The organism is Bradyrhizobium sp. WSM1743, from assembly GCF_000473065.1.
Classification (GTDB): Bacteria; Pseudomonadota; Alphaproteobacteria; order Rhizobiales; family Xanthobacteraceae; genus Bradyrhizobium.
Genome location: NZ_AXAZ01000002.1, coordinates 108,010 through 132,443 on the forward strand (window position 1 = coordinate 108,010; position 24,434 = coordinate 132,443).

The 24,434-nt window shown below is 58.7% G+C and carries 25 protein-coding genes; 11 read left to right on the top strand and 14 right to left on the bottom strand.

Going from position 1 to position 24,434, the window contains the following annotated elements; translation table 11 throughout:
• Genes sctR through YU9_RS47355 form a run of 8 tightly spaced genes read right to left on the bottom strand, consistent with a single transcriptional unit; the run spans position 1 to position 6,329 of the window.
• Positions 1-666 carry a type III secretion system export apparatus subunit SctR gene (sctR, locus tag YU9_RS0102705; protein ID WP_027571376.1) on the bottom strand — a complete coding sequence of 222 codons (666 nt, stop codon included), beginning with the start codon at positions 664-666 and terminating at the stop codon, positions 1-3.
• The gene (gene sctQ, locus YU9_RS0102710; RefSeq protein ID WP_027571377.1) at positions 659-1,780 is read right to left on the bottom strand and encodes a type III secretion system cytoplasmic ring protein SctQ; all 1,122 of its coding nucleotides are present in this window, start codon (positions 1,778-1,780) and stop codon (positions 659-661) included. The genes sctR and sctQ overlap by 8 nt, the downstream gene beginning before the upstream one ends.
• A 6-nt stretch (positions 1,781-1,786) precedes the next feature.
• The gene (locus YU9_RS0102715) at positions 1,787-2,314 is read right to left on the bottom strand and encodes a hypothetical protein (protein ID WP_027571378.1); all 528 of its coding nucleotides are present in this window, start codon (positions 2,312-2,314) and stop codon (positions 1,787-1,789) included.
• Positions 2,290-3,645 (bottom strand): type III secretion system ATPase SctN, encoded by a 1,356-nt coding sequence (gene sctN, locus YU9_RS0102720; protein WP_027571379.1) that lies wholly within the window; start codon positions 3,643-3,645, stop codon positions 2,290-2,292. Before sctN ends, YU9_RS0102715 begins: the two co-directional genes overlap by 25 nt.
• Positions 3,642-4,262, bottom strand: coding sequence for a type III secretion system stator protein SctL (gene sctL, locus YU9_RS0102725; RefSeq protein ID WP_027571380.1), 621 nt, complete (start codon positions 4,260-4,262; stop codon positions 3,642-3,644). Before sctL ends, sctN begins: the two co-directional genes overlap by 4 nt.
• Entirely contained in the window at positions 4,259-4,891 is a 633-nt protein-coding gene (locus YU9_RS40760; RefSeq protein WP_036016860.1) for a hypothetical protein, read from the bottom strand. Before YU9_RS40760 ends, sctL begins: the two co-directional genes overlap by 4 nt.
• Positions 4,892-4,902: 11 nt before the next feature.
• Positions 4,903-5,754, bottom strand: a complete 852-nt coding sequence (gene sctJ, locus YU9_RS0102735; protein ID WP_027571382.1) for a type III secretion system inner membrane ring lipoprotein SctJ — start codon at positions 5,752-5,754, stop codon at positions 4,903-4,905.
• Between the two features lie 8 nt (positions 5,755-5,762).
• The gene (locus YU9_RS47355; RefSeq protein WP_245266286.1) at positions 5,763-6,329 is read right to left on the bottom strand and encodes a nodulation protein NolB; all 567 of its coding nucleotides are present in this window, start codon (positions 6,327-6,329) and stop codon (positions 5,763-5,765) included.
• Positions 6,330-6,449: 120 nt separating this feature from the next.
• Here YU9_RS47355 and YU9_RS0102745 point away from each other — a divergent pair, with 120 nt between their 5' ends.
• The gene (locus YU9_RS0102745; protein WP_245266287.1) at positions 6,450-7,145 is read left to right on the top strand and encodes a secretin N-terminal domain-containing protein; all 696 of its coding nucleotides are present in this window, start codon (positions 6,450-6,452) and stop codon (positions 7,143-7,145) included.
• A gap of 480 nt (positions 7,146-7,625) precedes the next feature.
• Here the strand turns inward: YU9_RS0102745 and YU9_RS0102750 are convergent, their stop codons facing one another.
• The 4 genes from YU9_RS0102750 to YU9_RS0102765 all read right to left on the bottom strand — a co-directional run bounded on the left by YU9_RS0102750 (position 7,626) and on the right by YU9_RS0102765 (position 12,672).
• Entirely contained in the window at positions 7,626-9,458 is a 1,833-nt protein-coding gene (locus tag YU9_RS0102750; protein ID WP_027571385.1) for an ABC transporter ATP-binding protein, read from the bottom strand.
• A gap of 458 nt (positions 9,459-9,916) precedes the next feature.
• On the bottom strand, positions 9,917-10,048 hold the full coding sequence (locus tag YU9_RS50735; protein ID WP_256375853.1) for a hypothetical protein: 132 nt from the start codon (positions 10,046-10,048) through the stop codon (positions 9,917-9,919).
• A complete protein-coding gene (locus tag YU9_RS0102760; RefSeq protein ID WP_027571387.1) occupies positions 10,045-11,187 on the bottom strand; it encodes a TlpA disulfide reductase family protein in 1,143 nt (380 codons plus the stop codon). Before YU9_RS0102760 ends, YU9_RS50735 begins: the two co-directional genes overlap by 4 nt.
• Positions 11,188-11,733: 546 nt before the next feature.
• Positions 11,734-12,672, bottom strand: a complete 939-nt coding sequence (locus YU9_RS0102765) for a hypothetical protein (protein ID WP_027571388.1) — start codon at positions 12,670-12,672, stop codon at positions 11,734-11,736.
• 434 nt (positions 12,673-13,106) lie between these two features.
• On the opposite strand from YU9_RS0102765, the gene YU9_RS0102770 reads away from it, so the two are divergent.
• Positions 13,107-13,310 carry a hypothetical protein gene (locus YU9_RS0102770; RefSeq protein ID WP_027571389.1) on the top strand — a complete coding sequence of 68 codons (204 nt, stop codon included), beginning with the start codon at positions 13,107-13,109 and terminating at the stop codon, positions 13,308-13,310.
• Between the two features lie 720 nt (positions 13,311-14,030).
• Here YU9_RS0102770 and YU9_RS0102775 read toward each other — a convergent pair.
• Positions 14,031-15,446, bottom strand: a complete 1,416-nt coding sequence (locus YU9_RS0102775) for a DUF1521 domain-containing protein (RefSeq protein WP_027571390.1) — start codon at positions 15,444-15,446, stop codon at positions 14,031-14,033.
• Positions 15,447-16,418: 972 nt separating this feature from the next.
• Here YU9_RS0102775 and YU9_RS0102785 point away from each other — a divergent pair.
• From YU9_RS0102785 to YU9_RS0102825, 9 genes are all read left to right on the top strand, one after another.
• On the top strand, positions 16,419-16,727 hold the full coding sequence (locus tag YU9_RS0102785) for a hypothetical protein (protein WP_027571391.1): 309 nt from the start codon (positions 16,419-16,421) through the stop codon (positions 16,725-16,727).
• 43 nt (positions 16,728-16,770) lie between these two features.
• Positions 16,771-16,962, top strand: coding sequence for a hypothetical protein (locus YU9_RS0102790; protein WP_027571392.1), 192 nt, complete (start codon positions 16,771-16,773; stop codon positions 16,960-16,962).
• A gap of 116 nt (positions 16,963-17,078) precedes the next feature.
• The gene (locus YU9_RS0102795; RefSeq protein WP_027571393.1) at positions 17,079-17,969 is read left to right on the top strand and encodes a hypothetical protein; all 891 of its coding nucleotides are present in this window, start codon (positions 17,079-17,081) and stop codon (positions 17,967-17,969) included.
• A 33-nt stretch (positions 17,970-18,002) separates the two neighbouring features.
• Positions 18,003-18,539, top strand: a complete 537-nt coding sequence (locus YU9_RS0102800; RefSeq protein ID WP_027571394.1) for a hypothetical protein — start codon at positions 18,003-18,005, stop codon at positions 18,537-18,539.
• 2 nt (positions 18,540-18,541) lie between these two features.
• On the top strand, positions 18,542-18,967 hold the full coding sequence (locus YU9_RS0102805; protein ID WP_027571395.1) for a M48 family metallopeptidase: 426 nt from the start codon (positions 18,542-18,544) through the stop codon (positions 18,965-18,967).
• Between the two features lie 12 nt (positions 18,968-18,979).
• Entirely contained in the window at positions 18,980-21,079 is a 2,100-nt protein-coding gene (gene sctV / locus YU9_RS0102810; RefSeq protein WP_027571396.1) for a type III secretion system export apparatus subunit SctV, read from the top strand.
• A gap of 216 nt (positions 21,080-21,295) precedes the next feature.
• Entirely contained in the window at positions 21,296-21,676 is a 381-nt protein-coding gene (locus YU9_RS40770) for a tetratricopeptide repeat protein (RefSeq protein ID WP_245266288.1), read from the top strand.
• A 915-nt stretch (positions 21,677-22,591) separates the two neighbouring features.
• On the top strand, positions 22,592-22,795 hold the full coding sequence (locus tag YU9_RS0102820) for a hypothetical protein (RefSeq protein WP_027571397.1): 204 nt from the start codon (positions 22,592-22,594) through the stop codon (positions 22,793-22,795).
• A gap of 452 nt (positions 22,796-23,247) precedes the next feature.
• Entirely contained in the window at positions 23,248-23,493 is a 246-nt protein-coding gene (locus tag YU9_RS0102825; protein WP_027571398.1) for a hypothetical protein, read from the top strand.
• 196 nt (positions 23,494-23,689) lie between these two features.
• Here the strand turns inward: YU9_RS0102825 and YU9_RS0102830 are convergent, their stop codons facing one another.
• Positions 23,690-24,409: a hypothetical protein gene (locus YU9_RS0102830; RefSeq protein WP_027571399.1), complete on the bottom strand. Its 720-nt coding sequence runs from the start codon at positions 24,407-24,409 to the stop codon at positions 23,690-23,692.
• Between the last annotated feature and the right edge of the window lie 25 nt (positions 24,410-24,434).

Consider the following 24,434-nt stretch of genomic DNA (forward strand, 5'->3'; position numbering starts at 1 on the left):
TCAACCTCCTGGCGTCGTGTAACTTAATACCAGCCCGTGCAAGAGACGTGACCAGCCGTCGATAGTGACGAACAAAAAGAGCTTGAAGGGGACAGATATCACCGTGGGCGACACCATCGACATACCCATGGCCATCAAAATCGTCGTAACGATCAGATCGATCGTGATGAAGGGAAGGTAGAGAAGAAAGCCGATTTCGAACCCACGCTTGAGTTCGGAAATCAAAAACGATGGCACAAGAATGGCGAAATCATCTGCCGTTACGCTGCCGCGCATCTCCTCCGACCAGACATGTTCAGTGGACGACAGGAAGAAGCTGCGCTGCTCTTCATTGGTGAATTTCTTCAGATGAGCACGCAGCGGCTCCTGTCCCTCCTTGGCGGCCGTTACCCAGTCATCGAAACTTTGGTAGCGAAGCTGCGGATCGGTAAGGCGGTTGTAGGTCTGCTCGAAGACCGGAGCGCTGATGTAGACGGTCAGGATCAGTGCCGCTCCGTAAAGGACAATGTTCGGCGGTATCGATTGAGTCCCCAGCGCATTGCGCACTAGGAAGAGAACAACCGACACCTTGACAAAGGCGGTAGTCGTGACGACAGCAAAGGCCAGGAGGCCAAGTCCGACGGTTATCGCCAGAAGCGCAAGGATGCTGGGTTGGATCTCAGCCATTAAGCGCCAACCTGCTGCGCAACCTGACGGCCAGCTCCTCGCCGATCCGCACGATGTCGCCACGGCCGATACGTTGGCCGTTGGCAAGGATATCGACCGGCCCGTCAAGAGGCCGGCCAAGTTCGAACACGTGGCCTTCGTTGATGGTTCGCAAGGTTCCCAACGGCATTGGCCAGCGGCCACATTCGAATACGAGTGTGATCTCGATGCTGTCGATATCCGCCTCTGACGGGGGCGGCTGTTGCACCTGGCTTTGGGGCATCATATCTCCACTTTCTAAGGGGTGGGATCGCAATCGGAATGGTCCTCGCAGCACCAGCCTGTCGCCGCCGATCTCTGCAGGGGCCCACAATCGGTCTGCAGCGAGAATGATCTGGCCTTGCGCGAGGGGAATTGCGTCCGGGAGCAGCGCGTCGCCTTGCCCTGCTTGGCGAAGAACGCCGATCGCGACGCGGAGCGAGCCGATATGGCCTGCAACGATGACCGGGAATTCGGAAGGCAGTTTGGCCTTCTGTCGCGGCGATCGGCCAAAAAACTCACCGAGGGCGCGGAAGACCGGCGGCGTCAGACCGTCGAGAGACGAGAATAGAAGCAGCCTAGCCTTGCTGGCGAGATCACCATAGGCGACATCAAATTCAAGATAAGGCTTCGTACTCCGCGCTTCCTCGGTGCGAACAAGCTGCAGATCCCGCTTCGTCAATTTTTCCAGCGTAGCAAGCAAGGGCTCAATCGCAAGTTCCAGGACCAGCGAACGCGTCGGCTCAGAAGGCAAGGTAAGGCCATCCTGCACGGTTCCAATCAGCGCTTCCACGAGCGGACCGGGCAAGGATAGGATCAAGGTTTCACCATTTACTTCGAAGACGCAGTCAAGCATCGACGTCGCAGCCGGCTCCGCCTGCCAGACGGTTCGGCTCACCCGCACAGATAGCGGCTTCTCGCCGAGGCGGCCTTGCAGAGGCGCACGCAACGCTGCGATCTCGTTAAGCCAAGAGGCCACGGCGTGCGAGAGGGTCAGCGTCGGCATAAAGGCTGCGGGCTCAGCCGGCCGATATGTCGCCGGTGCGGCTTCCGCGTCGCAGGCCCCTGGCTCCCGCGAAAGAGGATCTGCAATCACGTCGGCTCACCTCCCGTCCGCCCTGATGGGCGCTCGCCGGTAGCGTAGCAAGACTTCATCATCGGCTTCGATTTCGCCGGCGGCTTCGAAATGAGCATTCGTGATGCGCTGAACGTCGCCATCGATCTGACGCCATTTCTGGCTCGCCGCTGAACGCTTGGTCCAAACGGCCCTCGCCTCAAGAACCGCAGCCTCAGCTTGCTCTTGAGTAGCACGGGCCTTGTCAAGAACTCGCTGCGCCGCTGCGATCTCGTCTGTGAGCCGCCCGATGATGAGATGATAGCGTCGCTGCAGTTCGCAGACCGATATCGCATCGGCCGCTAGCATCTCCCGATGGAGCTCCGCCTCGACTGTTGCGCGGCGCCCCTCGGCATTTGCAAGATGTTCGCAAGCTTGTTGGACAGCTTGAATCGCGAGATGGCGCTTGCCTTCCATGTTGGACAATTCACGACGGGCGCTTCGCTCCCGCATGTCCTTGACGCGCCGCAGCTTCGAGGCGTGAACGGGATTTAGGCGGTCAGACGCGATATCCATGCGACCGTCTCCTCAAAGCTGCACGTCTCGCCCTGCCCTTGCCGCAAAAAGGCCCGCAGCTCCTCGATCGAGGCGATGGCCCGATCGGTGAGCGGATCAGAGCCCTGCTTGTACTCACCGACCTTGATCAAGAACTCAGCCTCAACGTAGCGCGAGAGCAGATCACGGAAGAAGGATGCCGCCTTGCGATGGGGCACGGACACGATGGCTTCCATGACGCGGCTGCGGCTCGACAGCACGTCGATAGCCGGAAAATGCTCTTGAGAGGCCAGCGCGCGCGAGAGAATAATATGGCCGTCAAGGATGCCGCGTGATTCTTCCGCTATTGGATCACCCGTACCATCACCCTCGACAAGCACGGTATAGAAGGCCGTAATAGAGCCATGCTCGCCCATACCGGCGCGCTCCAACAAGCCCGGCAACAACGCAAAAACAGAGGGCGGAAAACCGCGCCGGGTCGGCGGCTCTCCTGCGGCAAGGCCGATTTCACGCATGGCGCGGCTAAAGCGCGTCAAAGAATCCATCAACAGAACGACGCGAAGGCCCTGATCACGAAAATATTCGGCCAGCGCCGTCGCCATATGGGCGCATTGGGCCCGCTCCATCGCCGAACGGTCGGAGGTCTCCACCACAACGACGGAACGGCGAAGGGCCTCGCCTAGATGACGTTCGATGAATTCACGCACCTCTCGACCACGTTCGCCGATCAGCGCAACAATGGTGACGTCGGCCGCGGCGCCTCTTACGATTTGCGACATCAGCGTCGACTTTCCGCAACCGGCATCACCATAGATTCCGATCCGCTGACCTTCTCCACACGTCAGAAGACCATCCAGGACACGGACGCCGAGCGGAAACGGCTGTTCAATCCCGCGCCGTTTCATCGGATTGGGTGCCCTGCCGCGCAGCGGGCGGGCTTCGCCGGCTTTTATCGGGCCCTTGCCATCGAGCGGACGGCCAAAACTGTCGATGACGCGGCCGAGCAAATCGGGGCCGACAGCCACTTCCTGCATTCGCCCGGTCGTCACCACCTCCGCACGATTGGACAGCCCCACCATGTCCCCGATCGGCGTGAGTAACACCCCGTCCGGCAACAGACCGATCACCTCGGCCTCGAGCGACCATCCGCTGCGAGGATCCCGCAATAGGCATAGTTCTCCGACCCGCGCCTCCGGCAATACAGCGTGCAGCAGCGTGCCGACTGCCCGCGTTATCCGGCCGCGGACGGCGCGTGTATCGATCTGCTTGGCGGAAGATCTCAAGGATGAGAGTGCGGCCCTTACAGTTCCTTCTGCGGCAGCGGCATCATGGGTTGGTCGTTGCACGGTCACGATTCACCCTCCTGCGACAAACCAAACCCCAGACGTAGCGCTCGCAGCTGCGCGTCGAGGTCGAGATCGACATTGCCAAACTCGCTCCACAAGACACATTGATCCGCGCTCAGCGCCGGATCCGCCTCAATCCTGACCTTCGGCCGCCCCTCCAGTCCGTCATAGTCCTTGAACTCACTGGCCAGCAGGTCGGCTTTCACTGGGGACACGTGAAGGCAAACTTCCGTATTCTTATATCTTTGTTCGATGGCATGACGAACGCCGCGCACCAGCATCTCGCCCGGATCAAACGCGCCAAGCAGATCGCTAAGGATCTCAAGGACCAGCTGCGGCAATTCCCGCTCCAGAACCGCCTTCCGTTGCGCCAGTTCACAAGTAGCCTGGGCAATCAGCCGCGCCATTTCCTCTGCGCCCGCCTTTGCGCCCTCGGCGCGGCCCCGCGCCCGTTCCCGCTCATACGCCTGGCGTGCCCAACCGCGAACCCGCTGCAGATGCCTCTCGGCAGCGTCCCGCGCCCGTACGGCATCGTGCCAGATCTCGAGCTGCGTTGCTGGGATCAGCGGTCCAAGAGGCCGAATCTGCGGGGCCGCGGGCGATGCTGGGGCATCGGCCGTCATGCCCTCGCAGCCTCTGTGCCCAAATGGGCCACGACTTGGGAAAGTAGCGGGCCTGCTGCGCTACGGTGTTCAGCAGCAGGATTCTCCGCGGCCGTGCCAATGGGCAAGCGTAGAAGCACGCGGATACGATCAAGCGATGAAGCCTCTTCGAGCCAGGCGCCGAGACAAGCATGCCCGTCATATTCGATCTGTCGGGCCAATTGCTCTGGATCGACGATAGGGGTCGTTGCGACGGCACTGGATAGATGTCGTACTGCAAAAGCATGCGCTTCGGCCCCGATCATCTCGACCAATACCGACAGATCGTGCCTGGAAACCAGCTTGAGGATGGAGCGTGCATGCCAGATGCTGCCCGCGAGCAGCGCAGCCCGGCGCGGTTCATGGCCGAGGAGAGGATCTTCGTTCCAGTCGGCGCTGCCCACCTTCACCTCGCTGCCCAGCAGCAGTTCCGCCAGTCTTGGCTGCAGCCGGGCGCTCTGCTGTAGCCGAACCACTGTGGAAGGCGAAAGCAGCGGGTCAAGAAGCCCAGCAAAACGACTGGGATCGACCGAGGCAGCAAGCTCGCGCAGCCGATCGGCAGCGAGCGTGAAGGAACGATTGGGTTCGGTGGATGACATCGATGCCGACATGAGCGTCCCGACTATGTCGCATCAACAATCATCTTTTTGCCAGCCGATTGCTCAGCAGGCACACTCGAGCGTCTACCGAACATGCTCAGCTTGCGCGATGATTGTCCAAACTGACGCATACGCGGGCCCAGCACTACGTAAGCTACGATGCCGAATACCGCTCCGGCGCCGGCCACAGCAAGGGCAAGTAACGGCATTGAACCGGCTCTGGCTGACTGAGCCGCAGCGGCTGGCGGCGCGGCCGACTGCTCGAGCGGAGCGCGCTCGACCGGCACGAAGACGACCGCGACCTTGTCGTAAGACAGCCCTTCAATGCTGTTTGCGACGAGCATCTTGATCTGCGGCAACAGGGCCGAGAGTTTCGCGTTGGAGCCATGGCGAATGAACACCGAGGCCGAGGATGGGGTCGCATCTTGCCGCAGCAAGTCGTTCTTCGGCAGAACGACGTGGACACGTGCTGAAAGGACGCCATCTATATCGCTGATGGTGCGCGACAATTCTTCGCTTAGAGCGTAAACGTAACGTGCCCGCTCCTCGATCGGTGAGGCAACGAGGCCCGATCCTTTGAACACCTCGCCGAGATTCTTGAAGGATTGGCGCGGCAGCCCCTCAACATTTAGCAGGTCAATCGAATAGGCGAGCTGCTTTTCCTCGACCTGGATTGAACTGGTTCCGTCTTTGGCGACAACACGGACAGCATCAACGCCCTTGCCAAGGAGAAGCGCGAGCATCTCATTGGCCTCGCGCTCCTGAATTTTAGTGTAGAGATCAGCCTTACAGCCGATCAGCGGGAAGAGAAAGGGCAGAGCAAGACACATGCGAAGACGGCCGCCACAGTTCCCCCTTTTCATCACGCCAGTCATCGACGCACTCAGCCGGCCGCCAGCAGCTTATTTAGCGACGAACTGACAGCGCTGGTGCCCTTGGAGACGAGAGAAACCTGAATGACGTCTCTGTATACGTCTCGCAGATTCGTTATCATCGAATCGAAGTCGGCTCCAACCGGTTTAACAGTCGTATGCGCACCGGCGCTGTCCGTCTGCAAAAGCGGCTGCGTAGCCGGCCCAGGCTGCACGCCAGTCACGGCAGCTGGCGCAATCGCCGAAGGAATGGCACCGCCGTGGTAAATGCTCGAAAGGGTTTGGAGGATTCGGTCACCCGGCGGATTTGCCAGCACATTCGTGCGCTGGACCTCCAATATCGGCGGAGGCGCTGCGGGCCTGCCCGCGAGCGAGGAAGCAGATCCCTGATTGGAAGCTACTTGCGCCAGGGACTGCTCAAAGCGCACCTGCTCGCCAAGAACTGCCGGCGAGCAGGCATTGGAAAGACAGTCGGCTGAATTGGGAGAGATCGGCGTTGCGCCTAACAACAAGGAATGAGTCATTGTGCTTGTGTGATGAGACCTCGGCGTTTTGACCGACGAACCGATGAAGTTCATAGGCTGGAGAGCTGACGAAAACCTGACGAAGATCGGGCTGACTGCGTCATCTAAAGATCACGTTTGGCTTCCAAGCCGGGGTGAAATTCCAACTTCATCATGACCGGAAGGCGTCCAGGAATGCTCGCGCGATCCACCATGGTACAAATTTTGAAAAGCATTCTTTGTGTCGGCGTTTTCGTCTGTCTCGGAATGATGCGCTCGTTTGGCGCATCCCTTTCACTGCCGTCCGCCTCTTATAGCTACACCGTTCTCGATCAGGATCTTTCCGCGGCGCTGCAGGAGTTCGGAAACAATCTCAATATCAGGGTCAATGTCAGCGCCGAGGTCAGGGGCCGGATTCGCGGACGAATGCCGGACCTGCCGCCACGAGAATTCCTCGACCGTTTGACCGCCCTCTACAATCTTCAGTGGTATTACGACGGGCTGGTCCTTTACATCTCCGCTGCCCAGGAGGCGCAAAGCCGGTTGATTGTGTTGAACCCGATCAGCTTCGATGCGTTCAAGTCCGCGCTCGACGCGCTCAACATCTCTGATGAGCGCTATATCGTGAAACCGGCTCCGGGAGAGGGCCTCATCCTTGCTTCTGGCCCACCCCGTTTTGTTGCGCTGGTGGACCAGACCCTTAAGGGCCTAATGGCGGAGGCGCAGGCCCGGCGCAATCCCGTCGCGGTCGAAAAGCCACAGCGTGAGTCGGTTTTGATGTTGTTTCGCGGCTCTTCGAGCACGGTCTTTCGGGACGGGCGGCCGGAAGGTTCTCTCGAAACGCCACACCAGGAGGGCATTTCGCGCGAAGCCGGTCCAGGCCAGAAGTGATGGTCGAAGATGCGAACCGCTTCGAGCGAAGTCGGTCCATCCGGCGTCAGCCTATATTCATCCGATTCGTCAGCTTCTCGAAAGCTAAGGTCCCCAGCATGAGCCTGCGAGGTCTGGACGGCTGCCTTGTTTGTGGCAGCCACCGTGCCGAACACCACCTGCTCGCGGCCGCTGCTGCGCGCCACCACCACCCCAAACGAGATGGCAGAGGCTCGCCAGGGTCACACCAAGCCGCCGCGTACCCGCGCATCCTGCGGCAGCGTCCGCCGTGCCTCCGTAATCCCGCTGCCGTCGCCGCGGACCTCGCTTAAGCGGAACGGCCGGCCCGGCTCAACAACCTGTCTGCGAGCCACGTCCGGAAGAACTCTTCATGCGCCTTTGCATCAACGCTCACGCGCGCCCCGTCACCAGATTGCAAAAGCGATGTGGGACTATCAGGCCATGCTCATGTCCCTCCAGTACGGCCAAATGGCACTAGGGCTACGGAGATGCGGCCAGCCATGTTTTAGGCTGGCCTCCCGCCGAGAGCGGACCGAACTCGACGGCCTGCCGCTCGAACAAACTGCGATAGATGCCGCCGGGTTGCACGATCAGTGCCGGATGCGTGCCCTGCTCGACTATCTCGCCGCGATCGAACACCAGGATGCGGTCGAGGCCGCGCACCGTCGACAGGCGGTGCGCGATTACGATCGAGGTGCGGTCCTTCATCAGCCGTTCCATCGCCTCTTGGATCAGCGCTTCCGATTCCGAATCCAAGCTCGACGTCGCCTCGTCCAGGATCAACACTGGCGCATCGGCAAGGAACGCGCGCGCCAGCGCAACGCGCTGCCGCTCGCCGCCCGACAGATTTACGCCGCGCTCACCCACCAGTGTGCCGTAGCCCTTCGGCGATCGCATGATGAAGTCATGCGCATTGGCGAGCCTCGCTGCCTGTTTGATCGCCGCCATGCTGGCGCCGGGTCGGCCATAGGCGATGTTTTCAGCCAGCGAGCGGTGAAACAGGATCGGCTCCTGCTCCACGATCACGATCTGGCTGCGCAACGATTGCTGCGTGGCCAGCGCGATGTCCTGCCCGTCGATCAGGATCCGTCCGCCGGAGACGTCGTAGAGCCGCTGAAGCAGCTTGACGAACGTGGTCTTGCCGGAGCCGGAGCGCCCGACCAGACCGATCCGCTCGCCGGCGCGGATGTTGATCGATAATCCGTCGTAGAGCGGCACGCGATCGCCGCCATAGAGGAAGGTGACGTCCTCGAACGTGATTCTCCCACCGTGAATGTCGATCGGCTTGGCGTCGGGGGCATCGACAACGCCGATCGGCTCGCCATAGATGGTAACCAGTTCCTCCATATCGTTCACCGAGCGCTGCAGATTGTTGATGTGCATCCCGACGTCACGCAAATAGGCGTGGATGATGTAATAGCTTGTCAACACATAGGCGACCTCGCCCGGAGAGGTGCGCCCCGCTATCCACAGCAGGATGGCGCCGCCGATCACCGAAGCACGAAAGCACAAGAGCATCACGAGCTGCACCGTACTCGTGCCGTTGGACCGCAGCCAGGTGCGCTGCACCCGCGCCCGCCAGCGTCTGACGACACCGTCAAGCCGCGCATCCTCACGCGCCTCAGCACCGAAGGATTTCACCACAGTATTGCAAGTGAGCGCGTCCGCTAGCGTGCCGCTGACTTTGCTGTCCCAAGCGTTGGAGACGCGCGCCGCCGGCGCGATGTAGCCGATCGTGAATGCCGTCGTGATGGCGACATAGATCACTGCGCCGAGGCCGATCACGGCGCCGAGCTCGGGCCAATGCAGGCCGAGCAGGATCGTTGAGCCCACGAGCACCGCGAGCGACGGCAACAATGCCATCAGGATCGTATTGTTGAGCAGGTCGAGCGCCCACATGCCGCGGGTGATCTTGCGCACGGTCGAGCCGGCGAACGAGTTAGCGTGCCAGTCGGTTGAGAAGCGCTGCACGCGCATGAAGGCCCCGCAGGCCACATCCGACATGGTCTTCAGCGTGAACGGCACGATCGCCTGCAAGCCCGTAAACCGCAATATAATTGAGAGCAGACCAAGCGCGAGGGTACCAGCGAGCGCAATCAGTGCCGCATGTCGCGCAGCTTGGTCGGAGGGGCCCGACGTCAATGCATCCACCAGACGGCCGGAATAGACCGGCATGAACAGGTCGGCGACCGTCGCACCTAAGAAGCCGACGAGGATAATCGTGGCACGAACTGGCTGCTTCAGCCAGTGCTCTAACGCAAACGGGAGAACCAAGCCGATTGCGGCGGGTCGTTTGTCATCTTGACTGGTCATGGCGCTATGGGGTTGTGGCACACGCGGTGTAAAAGCCGTTCGATCCAGACCCGATGTGCCCAATGCTTGGCGCGCCGTGCGAGGGATGCGATAAATGCCCGGGGTCCGGGGCTGCGGCCGAAATGTTCTTACCCATTTCACCCACTCTTCGCGTAAACGCTTAGCTGAAGCGCCTCACGCTTTGCGAGCTCCTCGGGCTGAGAGCATCGATGTGAGATATCGGCCAGCCTTGCGCGATCCGAGCTTGCGTGAGCCAGGTAGGCGGGATCGGCGTCACTCATCTTGGCCCGTCTGCAGAAGCGTGGGGATGTCCAAGTCGCTCCGGCCGGCGATGGCTGTACGCAAAGGTGCATTTTGATGAAGGAACTTTTCAGCATATGACCGCCAGAGACTTTGCGTTATGGGATCGCGGCGCGACTTCACCTGGAAGATCACCTCGCCGTCGATCCGGATGGAGGTCATAGCAATCCGACCTTCCAACGTGCCACAAACGATCCACCGCCGTGCTCGCTGATCGTTAATTGGCAATGGCCCATCGGATAAATGGACGAATTAACCAGCGAGCAGCTCAGATCGTTATTCTTTTTCATCTTCTCTCCTCCGGCGCTTGCGCTTTGGTACTCTGCGAAACTCCGGGTTGCGGAGTCGCACAAAGAGACCCATAGCAAGCCTTCTGACCCTTGTAGTTGGCCAGCGTTTGGATCAATTCCGGCATAACCTCCTGTTTCAGGTTGTCCGGGATAGGTGCTGGGCCGTCCAGCGACTTCAGCGTCACCTCGATCAACTCGATCGCGCGATCCTTGTTGCCGCTCTCGTAATAGTACTGGGCGACCGCCGGATAGGACACGAACTTAGGGGCCTCGCCGCGTTGCGGAGGATTTACTGCAAGAATGTGTTCGGATAACTCATTGCCCATCGCAAAGCGCTCGGCCCGCGGCAAATGAGAGTTGTCATTCGCCGGATCAAAGAGTTGGTGCATCGCCTGCGCCATCCAAGCCGCGGATTTTTTGTTGATCGCGTCACGAACCAATTGGCGCATCACCGGCAGGCCGGCCTGCAAGTCGCGCATTTTGTGAAGCAACAGATCCGCATGGAGCACGCGGAAGGTCAAGTCATCCGGCAGAACAGCGACGGCTTCCTCGACCACCGAAAGCGCCTTCGCCCAATCCTGCGCCTTTACCGCCGGCGTCAGTTTGGCGAAGATCGGCATTGTGCGTTCGCCGTTGGCGATCCGCTCTGCATCGGCGGCTTTCGCCTCATCGCTGATGCACCAGCTGCCGGTCAGAATCTTCGGCAAGACGTCTTCGAGTTGCGTCGGGGAACCGATAAAGGCGATGTGGCCATCGCGGTCGACGACGAACGAGGTGGGAATCCCAACAGAAAAGCTGGACTCCATCCAAAGCTTGTTCATTTCGCGTGTGTAGTCGAACCCGACCCGATAGTTGAGATTCGGCAACTTTTCTGTTAACCATGCGTCCAACTTGCTTCGGGCCTCTTCCGCTGTTTGAGCGCGCTCACTAGCTGCTATTCCGAGGACCTCAACTCCGCTATCTCTGTATTTCTCTTGCAGCTGTACCAGACCGGAGACCGCCGCCACACACGGTGCGCACCAAGTTGCCCAAAATTCGACGATGTACACTTTCCCGGGCTGGAAGCTCGTGAGGGACTGACCACGCAGCCAGTTCTCCACCTTGATCGGGGGAGCCGGGGATTCTAAGCCCAGCGCCATGTTACTCTCCAAAGTTATTGTCGTAGGCTGCGCGACGTTTTGTGCTACCGATCTCCGATGTCGACCGCGACCGAGAGGGGTAGTGCTTTGGTGTAGACGGGCTGCCGAACGAGATCCGTAGCGAATGTCGGTGTCGCCGCGCTAAGCGCGACGACACACAAAGTCACAGAGAACAAGCTCGTCCTCTCACAAGCGGGCCACATCGGTTCAAGGAAGGAGAGCATCGCTCGAGTCGCGTCTGGGTGTGCTCAGCACTTTCAGTACTGCTGCACCTTACTAGCAACGTCCGTGCCAGCATCGTCTGCGCGCATTAAGTGCCTAATTGCGCACGAATAGCTCAACGACACTTCACGGCGACCAGTGTTTTGAACCCGACGGGCTTTGTGCCGCTGTCGGAATTTGAACAAGAATTGCGCACTTCGCGCCGCCAGAAAACTGATCTGATGCTGTGAGTCGCCGAACGGAAACTTGGTAATCCCTGTCCGCTAAGTTAGAGTTCTTGATCAGCGCCGAACGGACTGTCGCAGGGGAGCGGCTCCTGACCTATTACGGCTCAAGCGCGACCTGCAAGCCCTCGGCCCCTTCAACATGGACGTAACGCGGCCCAATCGGCCGCCCCCTGCCGCTGGCGACGGTGACAATGCTTTGCAGAGGAGTGGCGCGCGCGTCCGCCTCAGGACGGGACAACATCAGATCGGCGTGAAATAGCCCTTCTGATTCAAGACCGGTAGCATCAAGGCCAAGAGCCGCCAAGCTGGCCAAACACCCTTCAAACTCTTCAGCATCGCGAAAGCGACGCTGGACAAAGGTCGCGCCGGAAAGACGTTCTGTCACAAGGCCACGACTGGCGAACGTCGAGGCAAAAGACTCAAATGGAAACATGCGCAGCACGAAGGAGATGATCCATGGGCATTTGTGTGTCGCATCGAGAATTTTGCTGAACGTCTTCTCCGTGATGTAGCCGATGCACCCCGTCGACATGACAACATCCACAGAGCGGAGAATGTGCGCGCTGTCTGTCCATAGCGGCTCCTGTTCAAGGTCAGCGACAATGCCCTGCTCCAGCAGACCGACATTTGTTGCGTAGCTGATTGCCGGTGCCGAGACGTCGAGGCCGATAAACCGCGCCAAACCGACATCAGGCCAAGCTGCATAAAAATGGCGATCAAGACGCACCAGTGTCTCAGAACTAATCGCCCTCATTTCGCGCCGAGCGTAGCGGTGACGCAGGCCCCCGAAGGTCAGGGGAAAGCGATGCACCGCCGCGTTGATGCCGTATGAACAGCCGACGTCAAGCACGACCGGCTTAAGGCCGGTTGCCGAAGCTTTCGCTGCTAGAATTTGCCGCACCACCGGCTCAGCCACGTCAGGGATCATATAATCCAAGCCTCCGAGAACAGTGAAGTATGCCCTCGGATCATCCAAAGCATAAATATCGTCGAAGATAGCCTTAGACCGATTGATCCGCGAAAAATCTGTTCGCACCCACTGTCTCCCATCTCATTTTGCAGCCCAACCAAAGGCTGCTGCTTCCAAGTACTCGATGACCTATCTCAGAAGTTGGGCGAGGTGCACCTTCATCGTGCTTTTTTTTCGGCTCGCATCGTGAGACAGAGACCCAAGCTCTCTATTGCACAGTAGTGGAACGCAGATGCCCATCCGATCCGTACTCTTAGGTGCGCCTCGAGCCGAACCGATGCGCGCCGATGTTCGGCGGACACGCGGCTGCCAAAAGCTTCGAGCCAGCACAGTCCTTGCGCATCAAAACTCGCCGACGCGGAACCAAACCTGTCATCACTGCGCGCAGGAATCATCGCATCGGCAGGGCCTCACTCTTTGTCAGCTTCTCGCAAGCTGTCCCTGCTAGCATGACGAGAATAGGTCATCTCGCGGCAACGCCGCTATCTGGGTGTTACGACATGGACGCAGGCGTAGCCGATATCGCAGCAACGGGGCCAGAGGCTGGTCCAAACACCGATAACGCCGGGAACGGCGGCGACAACTCGCCCGCAGCATTGTTGCAGCGAGCCTTCGAAAAAGCTCTGGTTTCCGTCGCTACCCAAGTCATAAGCGATTTCCAGTCGGATATGGATGACGCCATGAGCGAGCTAGATGATGGGTAGCCCCCCGGATTCTCGGACGCGCACGGGAAAGGATGTCGGACGCACGGTCAAATCGAGAACGATCGGGCGAAGCAAGCCAGACCTGGCAATAACAGCAGCTGGACGCGTCTTAGGTGATCCTCCAGGTCGGCGGCGCGAGCGGGTCCGCAAATCCGATCGCACTCGGATCTATCGGAAAGCGCCGCAGCGACTTTCTTTTGGCTTCCGCAGTGGCAAAGCTGCACTGCAACTCAGGAGGGTTAACGGTGGCCCAAGCTTAAGGGCACCCCAAGTCCAGCGACCTACCCCATATTCTCCGATGCGGGTTCACGCGGAGCGCTCACGGACCGCTTCATTCTGATGATAAATTGCGCGAGCTAGGATGTTCTCGATTAGATCTGCAGCCGCCCGCGAACTCGTCCGCCTTCTAAGTTTTCCTTTAAATCGGCAGCTTTGGCGCTCGGGGCGCTCATACCTGCGCAACTGCTCGATCGCTGGCACCAGCATTGAAGGTTGTTGCGGGTACCTGATCCTAAGTCACAGCCTGTTTGTCGGTACGATTGGCGCCAAAGCTCAGACCGCCCGGATCGCGCGACGAGAGCGGCGATCCTGGATCGATACGCCGCCGCACCTAATATCCTCATCTCTCGCCCAACACGAAAAGCGGGCGCTAGCGCCCGCTTCAGTGACTTACCCGATAAGCTGGAACACTGCCCAGTACCAGTCAGGCATGCGACCAAGTCAAGCTTCCGACGATGCGCCTGGGTTCTCATTGCTATCGATGATCGCCTGGTTCACTTGGCGTCCAGACCGATCAACCCAGCCCGAGCCTGGTTGTTCATAAATCGTTTGCGCTCCATCCGATGTCAGCTGATCAAGCGCACGCCCCGCATTCGACTGCGTCACCCTCAGATTGTTCTTACCGTCGAAGCGGTCTCCCAGCCCTTCGACAACCATGGCATTGTCGCCGTTGGTAATAGTCAGCTTCGAGGCCATGGTTTTGCCGTTGCCGATATCGACGGTGTCGACGGTAATCTTCGTGCCGTCGTCGAGCTGGAAAGTCATATTCTTCTTGAAGTCAAAATCGATCTTGCCGTCACCGTCAGCATCGACGTGGGGATCGCCTTTAACCGCCGTGACCTTACCGGTTTGATTGTTACGAATGAGCACCGTCCCGTCATTTTCGGCGACCAAGATCGAATACTTATCACCAAGCTTGATCTCAGCCACGCCGTCCCTGACCTCATGCGACCACACCGGCGCCGGCAGAGACGACCGCTGAGATGACTGCGCGGGTGCCTGAGCGACCGCAACGGGCACCATCGCGAGAGGCGGCGGCGGCGGAGGAACGAAGAAGACGGGGGCCGTAGAGGCAGGCGCTGCGCTCGCATATTGGTAGTTGCCCGGCCCGCGCCCTTCTTCGCCAGCATCGATACTCGCCTGATTCACCGCGCGTCCGGCGCCATCGACCCAGCCTTGGCCACTCTCATGGATCGTCTGGGCACCATCGGACGTCAGCTCGTCGAGGGTCATGCCAGCATTGGACTGCGTCACCCTCAGATTGTTTTTGCCATCCTTGTCGTCCCCGAGCCCCTCGACAACCATCGCGTTATGGCCGTTCGTAATGGTAAGCCTTGAGGAGATGGCCTGACCATTACCGTAGTCGACATTATTGACAGTAATTTTCGTGCCGTCGTCGAGCTCGAACGTCATGTCCTTCTTGAAATCGAAGTCATCCTTGCCGTCTCCGTCGGCATCGACGTGGGGGTCGCCATGAATCACTGTGACATGGCCGGTCTGGTTATTGCGAACTGTCCAGGTGCCATCCTTCTCATTGGCCGTAACGGTATACTTATCGCCAAGGTTGATCGTGGCCTTGCCATCCTTGACCTCATGCGTCCACACTGGATCCACAGCAGGCTGAGAATTCTGATTCAACTGGCTCATCAGCATGGTGGGAGGAGGAGGCGCCATCATGTACGCCTGGGTCGTAACGATGACTGGGGTCACGGCGACGGGAACGACACTCGGAACTACCGCACTGGGCCCCAGCAAGGCGTTGAAAGCGGGAGTGACAACCGCACCTTCTGGCGCCACTCCGTTCATCGAATCGAGCGCGCTGACCACGGGGAGACCGGCCACGGGAAGATACTGCATTTAGTTCACTCCTGTTGCATAGAAGAAAGCTGTATAACTGCGAGCGTTACGCGCATAGTCAACCAAGGCACGCCGCTTCAGATCTGCATGAGAACGCACCATTTTGCCCATCGGAGCGAATGGCTGCTCCTCCTTGCCAGAACCAGCAGCCCTAATGAGATCCTTCCACTCATCCCGCCGCAGTAACGGCACGAGCACATGCCGCACATTCAACTCACAGAAACTTTAGCCCCAATATCTGTCGAAAAGCTGACGACGATGAGGGACCGAAGTCGCACCCCACTTTGACATCGATCGGATGTCCGATGACCTCTGCTGAACTGTATCGCAAGCTTCAGGCCTCCTCCCCTTTGGCAACAATCGTCTGGAGCAAAGGCGCCCGCACATGTGTTCACGATGAGTGACGCGACGGCTGCCGGTAATCGGCCAATCATCCCATAGCACCACGCAATCAGCGCCTCCGCCGGTCCTGCACACTATCGGCGAGCAGCGATGGAACGCCTACAGAGATGATTTGTGAACGCCCGAGGCGACACGGTCAGTTTCCCCAGCATCAAGACTTCCAGAAACCAGACCTGCTTTCGCCAGCCGCCCATGTTAGGCGAACGGACGAGTGAAGCGCAGACCGACACCTGCCCAACTCGATGACCCTGTCGTCCGCTTCCGCCTCGCCCTTTCGCTGCACGCAAGCCACATGCTCCGCAGCAGGCTCCGTGAGGTAAAATCATTGCTGAACGCGCAGGTAAGCACCACTCAGCCCGCCTCGTCCAAGCCGACTACACGCACGGCAGGGAACGCCCGGGCGAGCCGAATGATTGCGAGCAGATGCAAGGCTGCCGCAAAAGACCAACTCAAGCGCCTCAACGTGAGACTCGTCAGCTTCTCGAAAGGTCGCGCCCCTAGCATGAGACCGCTGAAATCTAGGCGAGCAGTCGTCTATTGAACGCAACAAGACGAGCATAGGAGAATGCGATGATCGGAGAAATGATCGGAAGCGCTGCCGGCGGATACCTTGGCGGTCCCGCCGGAGCCGCCATTGGTTCGGCACTGGGCGGGACCGTGGACAAGGTCTTCGACAGGGTGGTCCACACCTTGGTGCCCGAGCAGGGTGACCACGATAAGGCCGCAGTCCACAAAGACGCCGGCGAAAAGAGCGAGGTACAGGCCAAGCCCGACACTCTCGGCAAAAGCCCGGAGCTCAACCTTGGTCTCAGCACCCTCGGCGGTACGCCCATGTTTCTTTCCATTCCTGCGATCGTTTCGCCGGCCCGAGTCTCGTAACAAATCAGACCCCAACGATATCCGAAAAGAAAGGTGAATAGACATGGCGGTTGACAATGTTGGCGGCAATGGCGGCGCTGCTGGTGCCCAGCAGACCGGTGATGCGGGCTTCCAGAATCAGATGGCTGAATTCGAGCGTGTTAGCCAGAAGGTTCAGGCCCAGGCCGTGGCGATGCGCAGAATCACGACCGAACTCTCGTCCGAGAAGAAGGTCGCCGACGAGCGTGTCCAGTAATTCTGCAAGACGGCTGGCTCACCGCGTTGCTACCGTCGCCGCGCTGTGAATGACGAAATCTGGATGAGCCGTACGGCACTGCCGTACGGCTTCTCTCGTTATTCAGGAGATTGTCCGTGAACGAATCGATTTCCCTCGAGTTCGAGGTGCTTTCGGGGCTCTATACCGGCCTCAAGGGCAAGGCGGGCGACGGCAGCATTGTCGGCAGCGGCCTCGATGCCGACATTATCTTCGTTGAACAAGGGCTCGAACCGCATCACCTCCGCATCATCCCGCAGCGCGATTCGATTGAGGTCGAGGCACTCGCTGCCGATATCCGCATAGACGGTCACGAGAGCATCACTTCGGGCGAGCGCGTCAGTGTGCCCCTTCCTGCGGTCGTTCATGTTGGCGCGATGTCCATCCGCTGGTCGAAATTGGATTTCCAGCCAGTTGCTTCGAGCAAGCGCTCGCGCAGCTCGATCGCGGCACTCAGCCTGATTTTGCTCATCCCTGTGGTGATCGGCACCGTCTCAACTATGTTCGCCCCCAGCGATAGCGCGGTGGCGCTAAGCACTGAGTCATCGCGCGCGGTCGAGATTGCCGCCAAACCAACAGTCGACCTTTTTGATGCAAGGGCTGCTGATCGAATAGCCGAATCGCTGCGGCAGCAGGTCGAACGAGCGGGCCTTCTTGATGTCAAGATCGGGGCGGGGCTCGGCGTTGTGACCGCGGAAGGCACAATTGCGCCGAGCCTCGCCGCAAAATGGAACGAAATCCAGCAATGGTTTGATCATCAAACCAACGGCACTCCTACCCTTGTGAATGCTGTCACGATGAAAGAGGAGAAGATGCCGTCTTCGATTGCTGTCCAAGCTGTCTGGCGCGGAAGCGAACCTTATCTGCTTATTGCCGGCCAGAAGTATTTCGTCGGCGCGCTCTTGAGTAATGGATGGACCGTTGATCGAATTGAGGATGGACGAGTTCTGCTCAGTCGCAATGGCCGATCTGCCGCTTTGCCATATTAAGATCTCTACCCTGCAAGAAAGAAGGAGAAGGCAATGGCTAGGCTGCCCCAGCACGCCGTAGGGCCCGGCACCTCGTCGCAGGGATTAGATGTGGGCCAGCACGCGCCGGTCATCGGCTCGCCTCCGTCACATGGTGACCAAATCGAAGTCGGAGGCGTTCATGCGGATGGCGGCACGAAACGCGCGTCGTGGCGCGATACGTATTCGTATCATTTGCCAATTGATGGTGCGACCGAAGCGGCGCTCGAGGTCAACTCCGTCGGTGCCATCTCGCGCGTCGCTTTGTTCGAAAGCGACGCAGGGGCAAATGAGGTTGATCCACGCACGGTATTGGCTTCGCTTTATGGCCCCAATCTGTCACGCGGCCTACTCTCCTTCGTCGTTCCACGCCTCCGTCATCCGGACGTGCTGCGCGCCGACAAGCATGGTGTTCTTCTGGAGCGCTTGACCCGCACGTTGGAGGCGACGCCGGATGACAAGACGGCGCGTGAGTGTTTGGCGATCCTGCAGCAGGAACTTCAGCGCTTATTGATGCTTCGGCAGAATCAAAACAGCTTAATCAAGGGCTAGCGATGGCCGATCCTGATGGATTGCAGCATGTCCCCGCGCCCGCAGTTCCAGAAGTCCCCAAATCCGGCGATATTCTGTCGATCTCCGGGCCGGAGCGCGACCTGCTCTGCGCCCTCTCCTATGTCCACCTCGCGTGCGGGCAGAGCGCACAGAGCCTGGCTCTGTTGCGAATCGCGGCTCGCGAGCATTCCAACGACGTCGGTCTACTCCGCATTCTAGCCTACACGCTTATCTCCGAGCGCCTAGGCGACGAAGCGCTCGATGTGTTGGACCGGCTGGACGCACTTGATACGCAACCCTCTTCCCGCATACCGATGACGCTGTTGCGCAGTCACGCCCTGCGGCAAGCTGGCCGCATGGCCGAGGCTCGCGAGGTTTTCCAGCGCTATGTGTCATTGCGCTCGAGCACAGCCCTTATCAAACAGTAATGGGAATCTTTTATGGCCAACGTCTTGCGTAGCTTCATCGTGCGCGCGCCGGCCCACCCAGATTTCATGGTCGCCTTGATGCTGCTTCTGGCGATCGGAATGATGATCATGCCGATCCCAATCATCGTGATCGATATGCTGATCGGCTTCAATCTTGGCTTTGCTATATTGCTGCTGATGGTTGCCCTCTATCTCAGCACACCGCTTGATTTTTCATCCTTGCCAGGCGTCATCCTGATCTCCACTGTATTTCGTCTGGCGCTGACGATCGCAACAACGCGGCTGATCCTTGCCGAGGGCGATGCCGGCAGCATCATCCACACCTTCGGCGACTTCGTCATTTCAGGCAATATTGCGGTCGGTATCGTCATATTCTTGATCGTGACCATGGTCCAATTCATGGTTCTTGCTAAGGGTGCCGAACGCGTCGCAGAGGTGTCGGCGCGATTCACGCTTGACGCGCTACCTGGCAAGCAGATGGCGATCGACGCCGAACTGCGCAACAGCCACATTGATCAACATGAAGCACGTCGCAGGCGTGCCGCGTTGGAGCAAGAGAGTCAACTTCATGGCGCGATGGATGGTGCCATGAAGTTCGTTAAGGGCGACGCCGTCGCCGGGCTGATCGTGATCTGCATTAATATGCTGGGCGGAATCAGCATCGGCCTACTTTCTAAGGGTATGTCGCTCGATGACGCGCTGCATCAATATACGCTTCTGACGATTGGTGATGCACTCATCTCGCAGATTCCGGCGTTGTTGCTGTCAATTACCGCCGCAACCATTGTCACCCGCGTCAACGGGCCCTCCAAGCTGAAACTGGGCGCCGATATCGTTCACCAACTTACCGCAAGCACGCAGGCACTTAGGCTAGCCGCCTGCGTCTTGGCATTCATGGGGCTCGTTCCCGGCTTTCCTTTGCCCCCGTTTGTCGTCTTGGCCGTCCTGTTCGCTGCGGCAAGCTACGTCAAGGTGGGCGCCAAAGGTGACACGGCTGCTCCCAAAACAGGAGCTGGCGGCGCGGCTTCGGCGCCGGCTCCCACAGCGGCTCAGAAGCAACCCGTACATGCGGAAGCACTCCCGATTGCGTTGTTCCTTGCACCGAACCTGACGGATTCGATCGACAAAGACGAGCTGGAAGAGAGCATTGCGCGTGTTTCAACAATGGTGTCGGCAGACCTTGGCATCACCATTCCGCGCATCCCGGCCCAGATCGGCCAGAACTTGTCCACCTCGCAATTCAGGGTGGACGTCGACAGTGTGCCAGTTGAACGCGATGTGATCAATCCGGGGCACCTGGCCCTCAACGACGATGTGGCGAACATCGAATTGAGCGGCATCCCCTTTCGGCAAGACCCGGAGACGAATCGGGTCTGGATCGAAGAACGGCATGCAGCCGCTCTCAAAGCCGCCGGAATCGGATATCATCGGCTAAGCGAAGTTCTTGCCTTGCGTCTCCATTCCACATTGACACGCTATGCACAGCGCCTGGTGGGTATCCAGGAAACTCGCCAATTGCTCGCCCGGATGGAGCAGGAATACCCTGACCTGGTAAAGGAGGTGCTGCGTACGGCGACGGTCCCTCGGATCGCTGAGGTCCTGCGCCGCTTGCTCGATGAAGGCATTCCGATCCGCAACACCCGCTTGCTCCTGGAGGCATTAGCAGAGTGGAGCGAACGCGAGCAAAACGCCGTCCTGCTCACCGAATATGTTCGTGCTACTTTAAAGCGGCAAATCTGCTTTCGGTATGCGAATGCCCATCGCGTCGTGGTTGCTTTTATCATAGAGCGCGAGAGCGAGGAAATCATCCGCAGCGCGGTACGTGAAACGGCCGTCGGCCCATACCTCGTCTTGGATGATTGGCAGAGCGAGAAGCTGCTTGCACAATTCCGTCAAATCCACGCGACCATCGCGCAAAGTAAGAGCCAGCCTGTCGTTCTCGGTTCGATGGATATCCGGCGTTTCGTACGCGGCTTTCTCACGCGCAACGGGATCGACCTGCCTGTTCTGTCCTATCAAGACCTCGCCGCGGACTTCACGGTCCAACCGATCGGATCCGTTAAGCTTCCCAAGGCGCCTTCCTCGGGAGGGCTCCTAACAGCTGCGAGCTAAGAGTGTGCAGCAGTTCCTCGTGAGTGGCCTATGAATTCAAATGAAACCAGGTGCCGGCGATACTTGTGCTCTGCCAGTTCAGGCCCGAGACCGGCTCTGCTTGCGATGCTCGCTATTGTGCTGCTGGCCGGCTGCGCTAGCCGGGATAGGCATGGCCTTTCACCGCAACAGCCGTCCACATCAGATTTAGCAGATGCCAAAGAGGTCGACCCTGCCATGCGCGAGGGCGTTTCACAGGCGCTCGGTCGCGATGCTGACGAAGCGACGCTGCGCGATGCATTGAAGGAACAACCGAACAACATCGATGCAGCGATCGCTCTTGCGCGAGCCCTGCTGAAGCGCAGCCACCCGAACGAGGCGCTAGAGGTGCTCGATACCGTCCTATTGGACGCTCCCGGCGATCTGCGCACATTAAACGCCAAAGCTGTGGTTCTTGATTACGAAGGTCGCCATCGGAAGGCCCAGGAGCTCTATAAGCAAGCTCTCGCAGCTGAACCCACAAACGCAACAATCTCAAACTGTCGCTCGTCCTTGAAGGCAAGACGCAGACTGAGAACGCCAACCCAGCAGCAGTGGCTGACAGCCGGAACGCCTTGATCCGATCGAGATAGCGTGGCGAGCAAGAGCGAATCGCAAATGCTCGCGGCACAGCCGCCAGGTTGCCGACGGCCGATAATCAGCGGGATCTGGAAGGGTGCCACCGAAGTGACGCCCTCTATAGAGCAAAACCAACTATCATGTTTCAGCTGATCAATGATCTATCCCTACCCTCCCTGGCCGGTCCTCGACGGCAACCCGCCCGTACTCCGTCATTTCCGATCCGCCGCTGGTTGAGATCTCAAGATCGTTATTCGAGAACAAGCTGGCGGAGTATTATGGCGACGACATAGAGCATATTGCGGCGAATCCGCAGAAGTACTCTCTCGTCAACATAATGGGAAAGCCACGGGGGTGCGATTTTGAGGAAGGCGAGCCAGCCTGACTGCGATCCACGGGGCGCGCCAGCCAATCAAAGAACCGCACGCGCCGGGATTGGATCTTGGTTATCCAAGGTAAAATGTCGGCTAGACGCAGTGTCGAGCCAAGTGAGCATTCCACAGACAATCATTGCTATCGAGATCCGCTGTTCAGAGTCGGCCTCAGAAGACCGATTTGATAGCTTGACTCTCACGTTGCGACAGGTTGTAGGCTTCCTGAGGCGTAAAAGAAAAAGGCCCGCGTGGCAGGCGTTGATGGCGCATTGTAAATGGAGATCGGGGGGCTGCTGATTGCCAGTTTTCTCGCTTGCGGGCGATGGCCAGGAAAGCCATTTGCATCGTCGGCACGGGCGCCGGGCCAGCCATTGTCAAGTACACTGACCAGTTGTAAGTCGCGAGGTGGCATGGATGATGGAATGATGCAGGCAGCAGAATATGGCTGACCTCAGCCGCAATCGCGTTTTTAGCGGTCCAGCGAAAGCGCGCTGGGTGAACAGTCCGCGCTCGCAAGCAAATACTCCAGCGGTCAGAGGCGATGACCGACAGCACTGATGGCCGCACAGAGCGCTGCGGTGAAAGCTCGGAAGGTCTTATGTCCTTTCAAACCAGGCTCACGAGGGCGCTAGGCGAAATCGTTCGCGCCGGCGACATCGTTGAATTCTCAAGAGTGGTGGTCACGCGCGGCAATCAACTACGCAACGTCGATCATTCCGTGTTCCAGCAAAAGGCAGCGGTTTGAGTTTCAATCTAGATTTCTGCCGAGGTTCGAGGAAAGCATCCGCGCCGGAAGATCGCGGAGCTACGCCACGACATGCAACGCGTTGAGCCGAAAGGCCGAAGGTCAGGCCGGCCGGAATGCTTGTGAGAGAATAGCTTCTCGCGGGTCGCAACTTGATGACGTTCTGATTGGGAAGGTCAGGATTAGGGGCGCTTTCCATATTTTCAGCATCATCCGGTCGGCACTCGACAAGAGCGGAATGCCGCAGAATCCTGCAACTCACGCTATCTGAAGCCGTGCGCCTGTGCCGAGGAAAAATGGTCCGAGCAGTGAGGTAACCGACAGAATGAATCTCTCGATAGCAGCGTTCAGGCATGAAGCTGCAATGTCGACGACGACTATCCTTCGGCGACACTTCTCGCGATGTGGTGGCCAAAGATTACAGAACTGAACAAAATCAAAAGGACTAGGTCTTGAGCCAGGCGGAGAATGACGTCGTCGAGCACATGCTCTCGTCATTGACGACTAGAGTGTTGCAGAATCGGATCGCGCCCTCCGACGAGCAGGTGATGCATCATTTTGGGTTAGCCTGCGAGAGAGCGGGACTGATCGCGACGGAAGAGATCGCAATACGGATATTGGAACGTGTTTCACGCGCGATCAACGAGGCGCAGTCGATGCTCGAGCTCATTTTTCGCGACGTGGATCGGCTACATTGAGCGAGACATACAGAACCTCTGTGTCGCACCAGTGCAGATGCAGCTGTTCGATCTTTCAGTCCAACACTTATCGGTCAAAGGATGCGGCGATCCACTGAAGATTCGTATACCGGAATTCGTTCGTTTGTGTCCCGTTGACAACGCGATTGAAGACTACTCATGGGCCGGACGAATTGATGGCGAGCAGATCGGAAGCTCAAGTAGCCCTTGTGCAACGTAGGCTGTCGATATCCGTTCCCCGAGATCGATAGGACTTTCGCAGAATCACACTCGAATCCAGATCTCGAAACATACTGTAATTCCGTCGGATCCATTGATGCAGCTCGGTGGACCAGTCCTTCTCGTTGCGCAGATATCCAGTGAAGGAAAAGCTAAGCCGATCTATATATCTCTTGAGGAACAGCGGAAGTGCGGGAATCCGAAGCATCCGCTCGCCATCCATCGCTTCAGGTAGTCCGCTGCGCAGCACGAATTCATTGTGGACGGTGACCAGCGACGCCGGCGGAATTCGCCGCTGCAGCATCTCATAGCCGCGAAAGGAGATGCGGTCAGCGCCCGCGACGAAGAGGATGGTAGGCGCGACATAGCAGCGCGCCGCCTCCCTCATGAAGCCGATCTCCTCGCACATCTTGAAGAATTCGTCGAAGGCGTGAAAGCCGAGATCGATTACCTTGGGTACCCGATCGTGGATGACAAGAGGGTCCATCAGCTGCATCTTGCCGTAAGTGTCGATCACATCTGCGGTCTCCGTGATGTTGGGGAGGTAGTCGAGCAATGACGGCTCTTTCAAGTTGACATCAAACGAAAGTGCTGTGCCGTTCTTCAGCAGCAAGAACTCGCTCATGACCCGAGCGATGAGAGTTTTGCCGACCTGCGGGCTAGGAGAGCAGATGATGTAGATGGGGGTCGCTAACATAGCCAGCAGATCAATTTCGTTTCGT